General features: G+C 74.1%; 16 protein-coding genes. 7 read left to right on the top strand and 9 right to left on the bottom strand.

The features are described 5' to 3' along the window. Nucleotides 1–394: 394 nt before the first annotated feature. From frr to F8279_RS10070, 7 genes are all read right to left on the bottom strand, one after another. Nucleotides 395–952, bottom strand: a complete 558-nt coding sequence (frr, locus tag F8279_RS10100; RefSeq protein WP_091419619.1) for a ribosome recycling factor — start codon at nt 950–952, stop codon at nt 395–397. Between the two features lie 86 nt (nt 953–1038). Continuing rightward, nucleotides 1039–1806: a UMP kinase gene (gene pyrH, locus F8279_RS10095; protein ID WP_013284607.1), complete on the bottom strand. Its 768-nt coding sequence runs from the start codon at nt 1804–1806 to the stop codon at nt 1039–1041. A 157-nt stretch (nt 1807–1963) separates the two neighbouring features. Further along, nucleotides 1964–2821: a translation elongation factor Ts gene (gene tsf / locus F8279_RS10090; RefSeq protein WP_091419617.1), complete on the bottom strand. Its 858-nt coding sequence runs from the start codon at nt 2819–2821 to the stop codon at nt 1964–1966. Between the two features lie 127 nt (nt 2822–2948). Further along, the gene (gene rpsB, locus F8279_RS10085; protein ID WP_091419615.1) at nt 2949–3866 is read right to left on the bottom strand and encodes a 30S ribosomal protein S2; all 918 of its coding nucleotides are present in this window, start codon (nt 3864–3866) and stop codon (nt 2949–2951) included. 256 nt (nt 3867–4122) lie between these two features. Further along, nucleotides 4123–5190 (bottom strand): hypothetical protein, encoded by a 1068-nt coding sequence (locus tag F8279_RS10080; protein ID WP_225853211.1) that lies wholly within the window; start codon nt 5188–5190, stop codon nt 4123–4125. Nucleotides 5191–5290: 100 nt separating this feature from the next. Continuing rightward, complete coding sequence (locus F8279_RS10075) at nt 5291–5824, bottom strand: hypothetical protein (RefSeq protein ID WP_091419612.1); 534 nt, start codon at nt 5822–5824, stop codon at nt 5291–5293. After that, nucleotides 5821–6156 carry a hypothetical protein gene (locus tag F8279_RS10070; protein WP_208577178.1) on the bottom strand — a complete coding sequence of 112 codons (336 nt, stop codon included), beginning with the start codon at nt 6154–6156 and terminating at the stop codon, nt 5821–5823. Before F8279_RS10070 ends, F8279_RS10075 begins: the two co-directional genes overlap by 4 nt. Before the next feature lie 131 nt (nt 6157–6287). On the opposite strand from F8279_RS10070, the gene F8279_RS10065 reads away from it, so the two are divergent. From F8279_RS10065 to F8279_RS10055, 3 genes are read left to right on the top strand one after another with little or no spacing between them, the layout of a single operon-like run. Continuing rightward, complete coding sequence (locus tag F8279_RS10065) at nt 6288–6647, top strand: YraN family protein (RefSeq protein WP_091420226.1); 360 nt, start codon at nt 6288–6290, stop codon at nt 6645–6647. Nucleotide 6648: 1 nt separating this feature from the next. Next, a complete protein-coding gene (locus F8279_RS10060; protein WP_091419610.1) occupies nt 6649–8169 on the top strand; it encodes a YifB family Mg chelatase-like AAA ATPase in 1521 nt (506 codons plus the stop codon). Further along, complete coding sequence (locus F8279_RS10055; RefSeq protein WP_151499775.1) at nt 8166–9344, top strand: DNA-processing protein DprA; 1179 nt, start codon at nt 8166–8168, stop codon at nt 9342–9344. Before F8279_RS10060 ends, F8279_RS10055 begins: the two co-directional genes overlap by 4 nt. A gap of 5 nt (nt 9345–9349) precedes the next feature. Here the strand turns inward: F8279_RS10055 and F8279_RS10050 are convergent, their stop codons facing one another. Then, nucleotides 9350–9691 (bottom strand): hypothetical protein, encoded by a 342-nt coding sequence (locus F8279_RS10050; protein WP_151499774.1) that lies wholly within the window; start codon nt 9689–9691, stop codon nt 9350–9352. Nucleotides 9692–10117: 426 nt separating this feature from the next. Between F8279_RS10050 and F8279_RS10045 the strand changes: the two genes are divergently transcribed. Further along, a complete protein-coding gene (locus F8279_RS10045; RefSeq protein WP_192580668.1) occupies nt 10118–11098 on the top strand; it encodes a tyrosine recombinase XerC in 981 nt (326 codons plus the stop codon). 88 nt (nt 11099–11186) lie between these two features. Then, a complete protein-coding gene (locus F8279_RS10040) occupies nt 11187–12368 on the top strand; it encodes an aminotransferase class V-fold PLP-dependent enzyme (RefSeq protein ID WP_091419603.1) in 1182 nt (393 codons plus the stop codon). Between the two features lie 36 nt (nt 12369–12404). On the opposite strand, the gene F8279_RS10035 is transcribed toward F8279_RS10040, so the two are convergent. Then, nucleotides 12405–12965, bottom strand: coding sequence for a murein hydrolase activator EnvC (locus F8279_RS10035; protein ID WP_225853212.1), 561 nt, complete (start codon nt 12963–12965; stop codon nt 12405–12407). 249 nt (nt 12966–13214) lie between these two features. Here F8279_RS10035 and F8279_RS10030 point away from each other — a divergent pair, with 249 nt between their 5' ends. Together F8279_RS10030 and F8279_RS10025 are read left to right on the top strand one after the other, a co-directional pair. Further along, nucleotides 13215–13874: a methyltransferase gene (locus F8279_RS10030; RefSeq protein ID WP_091419602.1), complete on the top strand. Its 660-nt coding sequence runs from the start codon at nt 13215–13217 to the stop codon at nt 13872–13874. Continuing rightward, complete coding sequence (locus F8279_RS10025) at nt 13871–14977, top strand: sulfite oxidase (RefSeq protein ID WP_151499772.1); 1107 nt, start codon at nt 13871–13873, stop codon at nt 14975–14977. Before F8279_RS10030 ends, F8279_RS10025 begins: the two co-directional genes overlap by 4 nt. Nucleotides 14978–15002 lie beyond the last annotated feature (25 nt).

Below are 15002 nucleotides of genomic sequence, written 5' to 3'. Positions count from 1 at the left end.
GGGACAGGTGGGGGTGGGCGGCCGGGCCGGGTCGCCACGGGCCGGGCTCCAGATCGGTGTCCGGCCAGGGCAGGGCCGGGGCGGCCGGGCGGTCCCAGCCACGCGACTCGGTGTTGCCGTAGGGGTCGGGGTGGGACATCACGCACCGGCAGCCGGTACGAGAGCCACCACATGACGCAAGACCAAGACCATCCCCTACCGGCGTGAGACTTCCTGTTTTACCGACCGACGGCCGGGCGACTCCCGCCGTTCACCCCGTGGTGGTCGGGAATCGTGCCGAGCCTACTGCACCCGCCGCAGCGCCGAGGGTGTGCGCCGCCGGGCACGACGACGGCACCGGGCCGCCGCCCGGGCGGGCGACGGCGGCGCGGTGCCGTGCGAGGTACGCGGGTGCTCAGACCTCGAGCAGCTCGCTCTCCTTGTGCTTGACCAGCTCGTCGACGTTGGCGACGAAGCGCTGGGTCAGGTCGTCCAGCTCCTTCTCCGCGCGCCGGCCCTCGTCCTCGCCGACCTCGCCGTCCTTGACCAGGCGGTCCAGCTCTTCCTTGGCCTTGCGGCGGATGTTGCGGACGGCGACCTTGGCCTCCTCGCCCTTCTGCCGGGCGACCTTGATCATGTCGCGGCGCCGCTCCTCGGTCATCTGCGGCAGGACGATGCGGAGCTGGTTGCCCTCGTTGTTCGGGTTGGCCCCGAGGTCCGAGTCACGGATCGCCTTCTCCATGGCGCCCAGCTGCGAGTTGTCGTACGGCTTGATGATCACCATGCGCGGCTCGGGCACCGCGATGGACGCCATCTGCGGCAGCGGGGTCGGGCTGCCGTAGTAGTCGATGACGATCCGGGAGAACATGGCGGCGTTGGCGCGTCCGGTACGGATGCCGCCGAACTCCTCCTTGGCGTGCTCGATGGCACGCTCCATCTTCTCCTCCGCCTCGAGGAGGGTGTCGTCGATCACCGGTCTCCTCGCCTCCTTCTGTCGCTCGTCGTGTGTGGTGCGGGTGCTGCCGTGGCAGAGGGACCGCTGCCGGTCCGGCGGGCCGGTCAGGCGGTGATCAGGGTGCCGATCTTCTCGCCGCCGACGGCCCGGACGATGGTGTCGTCGCCCTGGGCGCCGAAGACCAGCATCGGCAGGCCGTTCTCCATGCAGAGGCTGAACGCGGCGGCGTCGGCCACCCGCAGGTTACGGCGCAGCACCTCGGAGAAGGTGATCGAGTCGAGCTTGCTCGCGGTCGGGTCGATCCGGGGGTCGGCGGTGTAGACGGCGTCCACGCCGTTCTTGCTCATCAGCACCACGTCCGCGCGGATCTCCAGCGCCCGCTGGGCGGCCACCGTGTCGGTGGAGAAGTACGGCATGCCGGCGCCGGCGCCGAAGATGACCACGCGGCCCTTCTCCAGGTGCCGGATCGCGCGCAGCGGGATGTACGGCTCGGCGACCTGGGCCATGGTGATCGCGCTCTGCACCCGGGTCTCGATGCCCTCCTTCTCCAGGAAGTCCTGGAGGGCCAGGCAGTTCATGACCGTGCCGAGCATGCCCATGTAGTCGGCGCGGGCGCGGTCCATGCCGCGCTTCTGCAGTTCGGCGCCGCGGAAGAAGTTGCCGCCGCCGACCACCACGGAGACCTGCACGCCGCGGCGTACCACGGTGGCGATCTGGCGGGCGATGCCCTGCACGACGTCGGGGTCGACGCCGATCGCGCCGCCGCCGAAGACCTCACCGGAGAGCTTCAGCACCACCCGGCGGGACCGACCGGGCGGAGGGGCGGTCGGGTCCTCCGCCGCCAGGCTCCGGTCACTCACAACCTGCGTCATCCGCCCCGCCCCTTCTCCCCGCGCATCGCGCGAGCGTCGCGTACGTGCCCCTGCCGACCCTATGTGACGAGGAGGCCGCGGTGCCTGTCGCGTACACCGGCGGCCTCCTCGTCGACGTTCTCCCCTGTGCCCGGGCCGGACGGCCCGGTGCGGCGGCTCAGGCCTGGCCGACCTCGAACCGCAGGAAGCGGGTCACCTCGATGCCGGCGTCGGCCAGCACCTGCTTGACGGTCTTCTTGTTGTCGGCGACCGACGCCTGCTCCAGCAGGACGAAGTCCTTGAAGAAGGCGTTGACCCGGCCCTCGACGATCTTCGGCAGCGCCGCCGCGGGCTTGTTCTCCTCGCGGGCGGTCTGCTCGGCGATGCGCCGCTCGGACTCGACGGTCTCGGCCGGCACCTCGTCACGGGTCAGGTACTTCGGCCGCATCGCGGCGATCTGCATCGCCACGGCGCGCGCATCCGAGGCAGCGGCCTCGTCGTCCGCCACCGACTGGCCGGCGCTCGCGCCGGCGGTGCCGGTGAACTCGACCAGCACGCCGACCGCCGGGGGCAGGTCCTGGCTCTTGCGGTGCATGTAGACCGCGGTGGTGCCGTCCAGCTTGGCGAAGCGGTTGAGCACCAGCTTCTCGCCGATCTTGGCGGACTGCTCCTGGATCAGGTCGGCCACGCTCTTGCCGTCGATGCTGCTGGCGAGCAGCTCCTCGGCGTTGGTGGCGCCGCTGGCCACGCCGTGCTCGACGAGCTGCTGGGCCAGCGCGATGAAGGCGTCGTTCTTGGCGACGAAGTCGGTCTCGCAGTTGAGCTCGAGCAGCGCCTGACCGGAGTGGGCGATGAGGCCGTTGGCGGCGGTGCGCCCGGCCCGCTTGCCGACGTCCTTGGCGCCCTTGACGCGCAGGATCTCGACGGCCTTGTCGAAGTCGCCCTCGGCCTCGGTCAGCGCCTTCTTGGAGTCCATCATGCCGGCGCCGGTGAGGTCGCGGAGCTTCTTGACGTCCGCGGCGGTGAAGTTGGACATGACTCTCTCTTCGGTGTCAGTGAGGTGGTCTGGGGTGCTGGTTACCCGATTCCGGGCCGGTTCTGCCCGGCGTACCCGTCGCGCCCCACCGCCGGGAATCGCCGACGGTGGGGACGCGACGGCGAGATCACTCCGCGGCGGCGGTCGCCGGCTGCTCGGCGGCGGGCGCGGGCTGCTCGGCGGCGGGCGCGGGCTGCTCCGTGGCGGCGGTCGCCGGCTGCTCGGCAGCGGCGGTCGCCGGCTGCTCGTCGGCCTTCTTCGGCTCCTCGAGCAGCTCGCGCTCCCACTCGGCCAGCGGCTCGTCGGCGCCGACCTGGCCGGCCTCGGGCTTCTCGTCCGCGCCCCGGTTACGGCCGGAGCGGGCGATCAGACCGTCGGCGACGGCGGCGGCGACGACCCTGGTCAGCAGCTCGGCCGAGCGGATGGCGTCGTCGTTGCCCGGGATCGGGAAGTCGACCTCGTCCGGGTCGCAGTTGGTGTCGAGCACCGCGATCACCGGGATGCCCAGCTTGCGAGCCTCGTCGACGGCGATGTGCTCCTTCTTGGTGTCGACGATCCACACCGCGGCGGGGAGCTTCTGCATGTCCCGCAGACCACCGAGGGTCTTGGTGAGCTTGATCTTCTCGCGGGAGAGCTGGAGCGTCTCCTTCTTGGTGTAACCGGCGGCGGTGCCGCTCAGGTCACCCAGGGCCTCCAGCTCCTTCATCCGCTGCAGCCGCTTGTACACGGTCTGGAAGTTGGTCAGCATGCCACCGAGCCAGCGGTGGTTGACGTACGGCTGGCCGACCCGGGTCGCCTGCTCGGCGATGGCCTCCTGGGCCTGCTTCTTGGTGCCGACGAACAGGATGCTGCCGCCGCCCGCGACGGTGGTGCGCACGAACTCGTACGCCTTCTCGATGTAGTCGAGCGTCTGGCGCAGGTCGATGATGTAGATACCGTTGCGCTCGGTGAAGATGAAGCGCTTCATCTTCGGGTTCCAGCGCCGGGTCTGGTGCCCGAAGTGCACACCGCTTTCCAGCAGCTGACGCATGGTCACGACGGCCATGGTGGGTTACTCCTACGTTGTCCCTGGTTGTCCGTCCGGCCGGCGGCCGGACGCCTGGCGCCCGGTCGCCGGCCAGGGTGGGCCCGGTAAGTCAGACCGGGACCAGGGAGGCCGTCGCCCCACGGAGGAGACCGTGGAGAGGGCACGCGAGGTCGACCGCGCGAGGCGGTCGCCAGTCGACCAGTGTACGCGCCCTCTCCGCTGCACGACCCCCGGGTGCGGAGCACGCCCGTGGTGTGCGGACTGCGGCCCGCGGTCAGCCGGCGGCGAGGGCGGCGGCGAGGAAGAGCACCAGGCCGACGGTCAGGTACGCCGTCGGCGGGCGCAGCCAGCCCCGGCTGCCGTCGGCGAGCGCCAGCCCGCCGGTACGCAGCCCGTACAGGCCGGTGCCGAAGATCGGCAGCCCGACCACCAGGAAAATGCCCACCACGACGTGCGACGTCGACACCGGGTCGCCGAACAGGCCGTGCAGCAACACCCGCACCGCCGGCACCTCCAGCACCAGCACCATCACCGCCAGCAGCACCGCCAGCGCGGGACGCCGGGTCCGGTAGACGCCGTCACCGGGCGGCGGCCCGTCCGGACGCGGCAGCACCGCGGGCATCGGACCGGTCGGCATCTCCAGCGGGTTCGGGGTCGCCATCGGCTGGGCCGGGCCACCCGGACGCTCACCGATCCGCAGCGGGGTGGCCTCACCGGGGTTCAGCCGCGCCGCGGCGGTCGGTTCGGCTCCTCCGTCCGGGCCCGTGGTTCCCGGTGCCGCCTCGACGACCGGGTAGCCGCCGATCGGGCTGAGCCGTGGCTTGTCGACGCCGCCGACAGCGCTCCGGGCGTCGACGCCAGGGCCGCCGGCCGGGTCGCTGCCGTGGGCGATGAGGCCGTACGGGTCGGTGCCGGCCGGGGCCGCGCCGGTCAGCGGGGCGGTCGCCGGCGTACCGAGCGAACTCGACAGCGGGTTCCCGTGCGCGGCGGTGCCGAGCGCGTCGACGCCGCTGCGGGACACCGCGCCGAGCGGGTCGTCCGCACCACGGGCCGCCGACTCGCGAGCCGCGCGACGGCCGGCGCGCGACCCGGGCAGCTCACCGGAGACCTCCGGGTCATCCGGCCGCTGCGACCGCCAGCTGCTCGTGTCGTCCACCAGCGGATCGGCGGAAGAGTACCGGCCCGGCTCGGCGTACCGGTTCTCACCGGCGCGCTGCTCGGGCGTGCCGTAGTCGTCGTCGCGGTAGCGGGGCTCGCCCGCGGCGCGCCAGTCCGACTCGTATCCCCGGTCGCCCCATCGCGACCCCTGCTCATCCTCGGAATAGCTCCGTCGTCCGTCCACGACCGGCACGGTATGCGACACGCACCAGCCGCGCCATTCGGGTCACCCGGGGATCGGCCCAGGTCAGCGCCGATATCGCCGGGTCGCCGACGGGACACGGTCAGTAGCCGTACGGCGTGAACGTCGGTGCGACGTCCGGGTACGGGAAGTCGTCGGCGAAAGCGGGCACCACCCACTCGCGGTTCAGCACGGCGACCAGGAAGTGAGCCAGGCAACCGTCGAACAGGTGCCACTCGCCGAAGTCCCTGGCCCCGTTCACGGTCACCCGCCACCGGTCCGGCGCGCTGCCCGGCTCGCGCAGCCAGTAGACCGTGTCCCCGTTGTCGGTCAGTGCGACCGCCGTCAGATTGTCGACCGGCGCGGGTAGCGCCTCACCGCTCGACGCGTACGCGCGCACCGTGTCGGCGGCCTCGGCGACACCGCGCGAGAGGTCCAGCCGCGGCACCGGATGACCGGGCGCGAGCACCGCCAGGAAGTCGTCGAACCTACCCGGGCCGTACCGGTCGACGAGATCCTTGTAGTCGCCGGGGAGCGCGAAGCCGAGCGAGCGCTCCACCGCCGGCCAGTTCGGCGGCGCGCTCAGCCGGGCGGGAGGCGGCACCATCCGCGCGAGCCGCTCGACGTACTGATTCATGCGAGTCTGAAGTCACTTCTGGTGACCCCGTACTCGTCGGGCACCACCAGGCAGCTGAATCGCCGGCCCGGGAGGCCGGACTCCTCGACACCCAGATTCAGGGCGAGCACGGCCGCATCCGTCTTCCGAAGCCTGGATCCGGCGTCCGCCTCGCGGAACTCCGCGATCCCGCCCCGCGTACCGACCACGACGTATTCGACTCTCCGGCCGGCGCCGTGTCCGTCGCGGTCATGGCGGGCATCCTGCAGCTGCCCACAGATGCCGCAGGTCGAAGCGTCGATGGACGTGTTCCGAGCCGTCACGGCGTTCCCTTCGCGGTCGCGTCGGCTCATCATGCCTCCGCATGGCCGCTCCGTAGCCGATCGGGCTCATGATCGTCGTTCCGTCCACAGGCGGCACCTTGTCCACAGGGCGGCCCTTCACGGCGCCCCTGATCGCGGCCGCCGGTCGCATCCTGGCCGGCATGACGAACCGGAACCGAGCCGTCGGAGCGTACGGCGAGCGGTGCGCGCTACGGCACCTGATCGAGACGGGCCTGCGCCCGGTCGCCCGCAACTGGCGCTGCCCCGAGGGCGAGATCGACATCATCGCCTGGGAGGGTCCGGTCCTCGCCATCTGCGAGGTCAAGACCCGCCGTGGCGAGCAGTTCGGCTCCCCCGCCGAGGCCGTCGTGCACGCCAAGGCCCGCCGGCTGCGCGGCCTGGCCGCGCGCTGGCTCGCCGAGACCGGCACCACCGCCGCCGAGGTCCGCTTCGACGTGCTCTCCGTCCGGCTCCCGGTCACCGGCCCCGCCCGCGTCGAGCACCTCCGCGGCGCGTTCTGACATGGGGTACGCGAAAGTGCTGAGCGTCGGCCTGGCCGGAGTCGCCGGGCATCTCGTCGAGGTCGAGGCCGACCTGGCTCCCGGCCTGCCCGCCGTGATCATCTCCGGCCTGCCGGACACCGCGCTGCACGAGGCGCGCGACCGGGTCCGCGCCGCGATCGTCAACTCCGGCCAGAAATGGCCCAACCGCCGCATCACGCTCAACCTGCTCCCCGCCACCCTGCCCAAGTACGGCTCGGCGTTCGACCTCGCCATCGCGCTCGCCGTCCTGGCCGGCTCGGGTGAGCTGCCGCCGGTCGCCCTGGACGCCACGGTCGTGCTCGGCGAACTCGGCCTCGACGGCGCGGTACGCCCCGTCCGCGGCACGCTGCCCATGGTCGCCGCCGCCGCCCGCGCCGGGCACACCCGCGTCGTCGTGCCCGCCGGCAACGCCGCCGAGGCCGCAGTCATCCCCGGCGTACGGGTGCACGCGGTCGACACGCTGCACCGGCTCGTCGCCCACGTCCGCGACGGCAGTCCACTGCTCGCCCCACCCGCCCACGTCCCGGCCGACGGCCCGGCCGGGCCCGACCTCGTCGACGTGGCAGGGCAACCGCTCGGGCGGCGCGCCCTGGAGATCGCCGCCGCCGGGGGCCACCACCTCGCCCTGTTCGGTCCGCCCGGCGCCGGCAAGACCATGCTCGCCGAGCGACTGCCGTCGATCCTGCCCGCACTGGACGACGAGGCCGCCCTGGAGGTCACCGCGCTGCACTCGATCGCCGGCCTGCTGCCGCCCGGCGGCGGGCTGCTGCGCCGTCCCCCGTTCCAGGCGCCGCACCACACGGCCACGGTGCCCGCGCTCGTCGGAGGCGGCTCCGGGCTGGCCCGGCCCGGCGCGGTGTCGCTCGCCCACCGCGGGGTCCTGTTCCTGGACGAGGCGCCCGAGTTCGGCAAGGGCGCGCTGGAGGCGTTGCGGCAGCCGCTGGAGAGCGGCCGGGTGCGGGTGGCGCGCACCCGGGGCGCCACCGAGTACCCGGCCCGCACCCAACTGGTGCTGGCAGCCAATCCCTGCCCGTGCGCGAAACCCTCCGGTGACGTCGACTGCGAGTGCCCGCCGCTGGCCCGGCGACGCTACCTGGGACGGTTGTCGGGCCCGCTGCTCGACCGGGTGGACGTGCAGGTCCAGCTGAAGGCGGTACGCGCGGCGGAGCTGCTGAGCACCGACGCCGCCCACGAGTCCTCGGCCACCGTCGCCGCCCGGGTCGTCGCCGCGCGGCACGCCGCCGCCGATCGCTGGGCGGCCACCGGGCACCGGGTGAACGCCGACGTACCCGGCCCGTACCTGCGCCGGCCGCCGTGGCACCTGTCCGCCCGGGTCACCACGGATCTGCGCCGCCGACTCGACACCGGTTCGCTGTCCGCGCGCGGCTACGACCGCGTACTCCGTCTCGCCTGGACCATCGCCGACCTGGACGGGCGGGACCGGCCCGGCCACGACGACGTTGCGGAGGCCATCCAGCTCAGGACCGGGGAGGTCGCGTGAGCGCCGACGATCGCCGGCTGGCGCGGGTCGCGCTCACCTGGCTCGCCGAGCCCGGCACCCGGTCGGTGTACGCCCTGGTCGAGCGGATCGGCCCGGTCGCCACGCTCGACCTGTTGCTGTCCGGCGAGGCCCCGGAACGGACACTCCGGTCGGCCGTCGCGGCGCGCGGCGTCTCCGGCGACGCCCGGGCGATCGCCGCGGAGGCGCTGGCCCGCGGCGAACGGCTCGGGGCCCGGCTGGTCACCCCCGAGGACGACGAATGGCCCACTCAGGTCGGCGACCTGCGCCGGCTGGCGCTGTCCGGGGCCACCCGGCGGGTCGACGTGGAGACCGACCCGCCGCTCTGCTTCTGGGTACGCGGAGCGTGGCCGCTCGGCGAGGCGCTGGCGCGCTCGGTGGCGGTCGTCGGCGCCCGGGCGGCCACCCCCTACGGCGCGCACATCGCCACCGAGTTGGGGTACGGCCTGGCCGACCGGGAGTGGACAGTGGTGTCCGGTGGAGCGTTCGGCATCGACGCCGCCGCACATCGCGGGGCGTTGACGGCGGGCGGGCGCACCGTGGCCGTGCTGGCCTGCGGGGTGGACCGCCCGTACCCGATGGGCAACGCCGCGCTGTTCGACCGGATCGCCGAGACCGGTCTGCTGGTGAGCGAATGGATTCCGGGCGCGGAGCCGCTGCGGCCACGGTTCCTCATCCGCAACCGGGTGATCGCGGCGGCGACGAGCGGCACGGTGCTCGTCGAGGCCGCCGCCCGCAGCGGCGCCACCCAGACGCTCAACCGGGCGCTCGGCCTGCGCCGCCCGGCGATGGTGATCCCCGGGCCGGTGGCCTCCGCCATGTCCGTCGGTGGGCACGAGGTGCTGCGGGAGCGGCCGGAGGCACGGTTGGTCACGAACGTCGCACATGTGCTGGAGGAGGTGGGGCGCATCGGGTACGACCTGGCCCCGCCCGCCCGGGCGCCCGAGCGCCCCCGGGACCGGCTCGACGAGGAGGCGACGCAGGTGCTGGAGGCGCTGCCCCGCCGCCGAGCGCTCGACCTGGAGAGCGTCGCGGCGCGCGCGGGCGTGGACCTGCGGACCGCCATGCGCAAGCTGTCCATGCGGGAGGAACTGGGGATGGTGGTACGCCGCGACGGCGGCTACGCGCTCGCGCCGCAGCCGGCCGCACGCACGTGAGCGCGTCAGTCGCCCTCGAACCGGATCTCGGCGTCGCGGCGCTCCGCACACCGGCGGGCGAGCCGGGCCAGCCGGTGGACGTGGTCGATCTCGACCGGCGCCCCGGCCACCTCGGCCAGGCATCGCAGCTCGCCGAGGAGCTGCGGCATCCGTTCGGTGCCCACGGTCAGCTCGCCGAGCGGATCGACACGGTCCAGCAGCGGGGTCCGGCCACCGCCACGGACACGCTTGAGCAGGTCGAGCAACACGTCCTGCGGGTCCGCCACGACCTCGATCGAGACGTACGCGGGCCGGTGACGGCCATTGCCCGCCGAAATCTGCCGGTAGAGGACGGCGTCCACTCCCACTCTCGGCCCTCCTCGTACCGGCGTCACCGTCACGGGACGCGTTCGCCTGATCGCGGCCGGATCGACCCTCCGTCAGGGCCGGCTCGGCCACGCTGCCCGCCGGTCGCCGCACCGGAGCGTGCCGCAGCATGAGTTTCCCCTGTCCAGACCGGCTTCTGCCACCCCCCGATCAGCGCGTCGGCACGCATCCCACGCCGGAAGGAGGCGGGCGACGTGCCGGATGGCACACCCGACGGGCGACGGCCGACACCGCGACGACGGAGCGACGGCCGCGCCGGCACGGCGAACGGCGGCGCTCCAGCCTTACGCTGGGACGGTGATCGCCGTCCGCATCCGCAGCCGCGACCGCGTGCGCCCGGACCGGGTGCCGCGGTGAGTCAGCGGCGGCGCGGCACCCGGGACGCGCACGAGGAGCTGCCCGCGTCGATGCGCGAGGCGGTGGACGACTTCGCCGACCACCTGTCGCGGGTCCGCAACCGCTCCGTCCACACCGTCCGGGCGTATGTCACGGATCTCGTGTCCTTGCTCGACCATGCGGTCCGGATGGGCTGCGCCGAACTGTCGGAGCTGGACCTCGCCGTGGTGCGTAGCTGGCTGGCGAAGCAGCGGACCATGGGGGCGGCCCGGACGACGATGGCACGGCGCGCCGCCGCGGCCCGGACGTTCAGCGCCTGGGCGCACCGGACCGGCCTGCTCGCCGACGACGTGGCCGCGCCGCTGGCCAGCCCTCGGGCCCGGCGGGACCTGCCCACCGTGCTGCGCGCCGACCAGGCCGCTGCCCTGATGGAGGCCCCGTCGCCAGGTCCACCCGAGGCCGACCGCTCGACGGTCCACCCCGACGGCGCCGGGCTCGGACGCGACCACGGAACGGCCGCCGAGCCGGACGGCGACGGCCCGCCCGACGCGGTGCTGCTGCGCGACCGGCTGCTGCTGGAACTGCTCTACGGCACCGGGGTACGCATCAGCGAGGCGTGCGGCCTGGACGTCACCGACGTCGACCAGGACCGCCGGGTGGTACGCGTGCTGGGTAAGGGCGGGCGGGAGCGGTCGGTGCCCTACGGAGTGCCGGCCCAGCGGGCGCTGGACGCCTGGCTGCGCGACGGCCGGCCCGCCCTGCTGACCCCGGGCTCGGAACGGGCGCTGCTGCTCGGGGCGCGGGGCGGGCGGCTCAACCCGACCACCGCGCGACGGATCGTGGCCGGCTGGACCGAGGCCGCCGGGGTGCCGCGGGTGACGCCGCACGGACTGCGCCACTCGGCCGCCACACACCTGCTCGAAGGAGGCGCCGACCTGCGCGCCGTGCAGGAGTTGCTGGGGCACTCGTCGCTCGCCAGCACCCAGATCTACACGCACGTCTCGGTGGAGCGGCTCCGGGCCGCGTACCGGCAGGCGCACCCCCGCGCCTGACCGCCGGGAGCGCACAGGCAGCGTCGGTGGAACGGTCAGCGTGCGGAATCCGGCCAGCGCATGATCCATCTCGGGCTAGGATCGACGGATGACGGTGCCGCAGCCACCCGAGCCGATTCCCGGGGCTCGGCTGCTCTTCTCCCTCGATCCCTCCGTCAGTCATCTCAACCACGGCTCGTTCGGCGCCGTACCGATCGCCGTGCAACGCGCCCAGCAGCGCCTGCGCGACGAGATGGAGGCCAACCCGCTGCGGTTCTTCACGCAGGGCCTGGTCGACCGGATCGCCCACGCCCGGCGGCACCTGGCCGCGTTCCTCGGCGCCGACCCGGACGGCACCACGCTCGTCGGCAACGCCACCGCGGGGGCGGCCGTGGTGTTGCAGTCGCTGGCGCTGCGCCCCGGCGACGAGATCGTGACCACCGACCACGGATACGGCGCGGTGGCGCTGTCGGTCGCCCGGGAGTGCGCCCGCACCGGAGCGGTGTCCCGCACCCTGCCGGTGCCGCTGACCGCCACCGACGAAGAGGTGGTCGAGATCGTCCGCGACGGGCTGCGCCCCGGGCGTACCAAGCTGCTGATCGTCGACCAGCTCACCTCGCCGACCGCCCGGCTGTTCCCCACCGCGGCGATCGTCGCGGTGGCCCGGGAGCGGGGCGTGCCGGTGCTGGTGGACGCCGCCCACGCGCCGGGGATGCTGCCGGCCACCGTCGCGTCCGTCGGCGCCGACTTCTGGGTCGGCAACCTGCACAAGTGGGCGTACGCGCCGCGCGGCACCGCCGCGCTCGTGGTCGCGCCGCCGTGGCGGGAGCGCATCCAGCCGCTCGTCGTCTCATGGGAACAGGACAGCGGCTTCCCGGTCCGGGTGGAGTGGCAGGCGACACTCGACTACACCGGCTGGCTGGCCGCCCCGGTGGGCCTGTTCACGTTGCGCAGCCTCGGAGTGGACCGGGTACGCGCGCACAACGCGGCGCTGGCGGCGTACGGGCAACGGGTCGTCGGGGACGCGCTCGGTGTGGCGCCCGAGCGGCTGCCGGAGCCCGGCGGGCCGGCGGTCGCCATGCGGCTCGTGCCGCTGCCGCCCGGTGTCGCGACGACGCTGGACGCGGCCCGGGAGCTTCGGGCCCGGATCGCCGACCGGCTCTCTGCCGAGGTCTCGATCGCAGGCTGGAACGGGCGCGGTTATCTGCGGCTGTGCGGCCAGGTCTACAACACCCCCGACGAGTACGACCGGCTGGCCGTCCGGCTGCCCACGCTGCTCGCCCAGGGCTGAGCCCGCGCGCCCGCCGCTCACCGGTGCCGTCGCCGGTCACCCGGTGAGGTCGGCGGAGACGGGGTGCAGCGGCAGCAACCGCACGCGGCCGAGACCGAGCAGGGCCAGCGGATCGAGGTATTCCGCGTCGCGTCGCAGCCCCCAGTGCAGGCAGGCCACCCCGGCACAGCCGGGATGCCCGGCGAGCAGGTCGCCGACCGGCGTGCCGGCGTCCACAGGGGTACCGGCGGTGAGCCGGACGCGGACCGGTTCGTAGGTGGTGCGCAGCCCGTCGGAGTGGCCGACGGTCAGCACCGGCCGGCCGGCGACGGTGCCGGCGAACAGGATGATCCCAGCGCCGGCCGCCAGCACCGGCGCACCGGGCTCGGCTGCGAGGTCGACGCCCCGGTGCCCGGACAGCCAGGGCTGCGGCGGCGGGTCGAACCGCCGCACCACCCGGGGCGCATCCGGCAGCGGCCACCGGAACCGCCCACCGGGCGCAGCCCGAAGTCCCGCCCCCGAGACACCCGCCATCGGGTCACCGGCTGCCGGGACACCCGCCGCAGAACCGGAGAACGGCCCGACCACGAACGAAGAGGCGCCGGCCCAGGACGACAGCGGCCCGGCCGAGGACGACAGCGCCGCCCGGGGCGGCGCGGAGGCGCCCGGCAGGCAGGCGACGAGGACCAACACCGGCAGCACGGCCCGGCCGGCGTGAGAGATGGAGGAACGCACGCCGGACACCTTGCCGACCCCGAGCACCGTCCCGCGAACCCCGCACGACCCCGCTGTGGACAACGCACCGGCTGTGGACGAGCGCCGAAATCGGGGCCGATCTGCTACGGCCCGGACGCCTATGCTGGCCGGGTGACGAAGGACTGGTACGCCTGGCACAGCGACTACGACCAGCCCGAGTCCGCACTGGCCCGGCGACTCGCCGAGGTGCGGCAGCGCGTCGCCGACGCGCTGGACGCGGCGCCGCCCGGTCCGCTGCGCGCGCTGAGTCTCTGCGCGGGTCAGGGCCGCGATCTGATCCCGGTGCTGGCCGCCCATGCCCGGGGCGGCGACGTGACCGCCCGCCTGGTCGAACTGGATCCGCGCAACGCCGACCTGGCACGCCGCGCCGCCGCCGACGCGGGGCTCACCGGCGTGGAGGTGGTGACCGGGGACGCCTCGCTGACCGACCGGTACGCCGACCTGGCCCCGGCGGATCTGGTGCTGGTGTGCGGCGTCTTCGGCAACATCGGCGACGACGACATCCGGGCCACGGTGCGGCACTGTGCCTCGCTCTGCGCCACCGGCGGCACGGTGCTGTGGACGCGGCACCGGCGCGAGCCGGACCTGGTGCCGGTCATCTGCGAGTGGTTCGCCGAGGAGGGCTTCGAGCCGGTCGCGGTGAACAGCCCGGCCGACGGTGTGGGCGTCGGCGCGCACCGCTTCACCGGCACGCCCCGCCCGCTGGCACCGGGCGCGCGGATGTTCGAGTTCGTGGGCTACGACGTGCTGGAGCGGACGGAGCAGCCATGACCACTGTGGACGACGTCAGCCGGCCCTCCCGGGTGGCCGGGCCGGACGAGGCGATCAGCGCCGAGGAGCTTCAGCTCGCCGCGCGCAACCACGGCATCCCGCTGGAGGCGTTGCGGTACGACGTGACCCCGGCGGGCCTGCACTACCTGCTCATCCACTACGACATCCCGGACGTCGACCCGGCCGCGTACGCACTGAACGTGTCCGGCGCGGTCGAGCGTCCACTGCGGCTGGACCTGGCGGCGCTGCGCGACCGGCCCCGGGTGACCCACCGGGTCACGTTGGAGTGCGCTGGTAACGGCCGGGCGCTGCTGCACCCCCGTCCGGTCAGCCAGCCCTGGCTGGTGGAGGCCGTGGGCAACGCCGAGTGGACCGGTACGCCGCTGGCCCCGCTGCTGCGCGAGGCCGGCCTGTCCGGCGACGCGGTGGACGTGGTGTTCACCGGCGCGGACCACGGGGTGGAGCGCGGCGTCGAGCAGGACTACCAGCGGGCGCTGCCGATTGCCGACGCGCTGCGCGAGGAGGTGCTCCTGGCGTACGAGATGAACGGCGCTCCGCTGCTGCCGCAGCACGGCGCGCCGCTGCGCCTGATCGTGCCCGGCTGGTACGGCATGGCGCACGTGAAGTGGCTGCGCGACATCACTGTGACGACCGAGCCGTTCGACGGCTACCAGAACGCGGTGGCTTACCGGCTGCGGCGCGACGCCGACGACCCGGGCGTACCGGTGACCCGGATCGAGCCGCGTGCGCTGGTGCGTCCGCCCGGGTTCCCGGACTTCATGTCCCGCACCCGGGTGCTGCGTCCGGGACCGTGCACTCTGGACGGCCGCGCCTGGTCCGGCCACGCGCCGGTGACCTCGGTCGAGGTGACGGTGGACGGCGGCGGGACGTGGACGCCCGCGGTCCTGGACGAGCCGGCCGGGGGCGAGTGGGCGTGGCGCCGATGGTCGGTGAGCTGGACGGCGACGCCGGGGCGGCACGTGCTCGGCGCCCGGGCGACCGACGCGTCGGGGCGTACCCAGCCGGTCGAGCAGCCGTGGAACCGGGGCGGGTTCGCGAACAACCTGGTGCAGCGGGTCGAGGTGGTCGTGCCGGCGGAGTGATCCGGGGGCGGTCAGCCGCCTGTGG

The sequence above is a fragment of the Micromonospora sp. AMSO1212t genome (genome assembly GCF_008868145.1).
GTDB classification, from domain to species: Bacteria; Actinomycetota; Actinomycetes; order Mycobacteriales; family Micromonosporaceae; genus Micromonospora; species Micromonospora tulbaghiae.
Note: the sequence above shows the minus strand (reverse complement) of the source record. Positions and strands in the feature narration are given on the sequence as shown.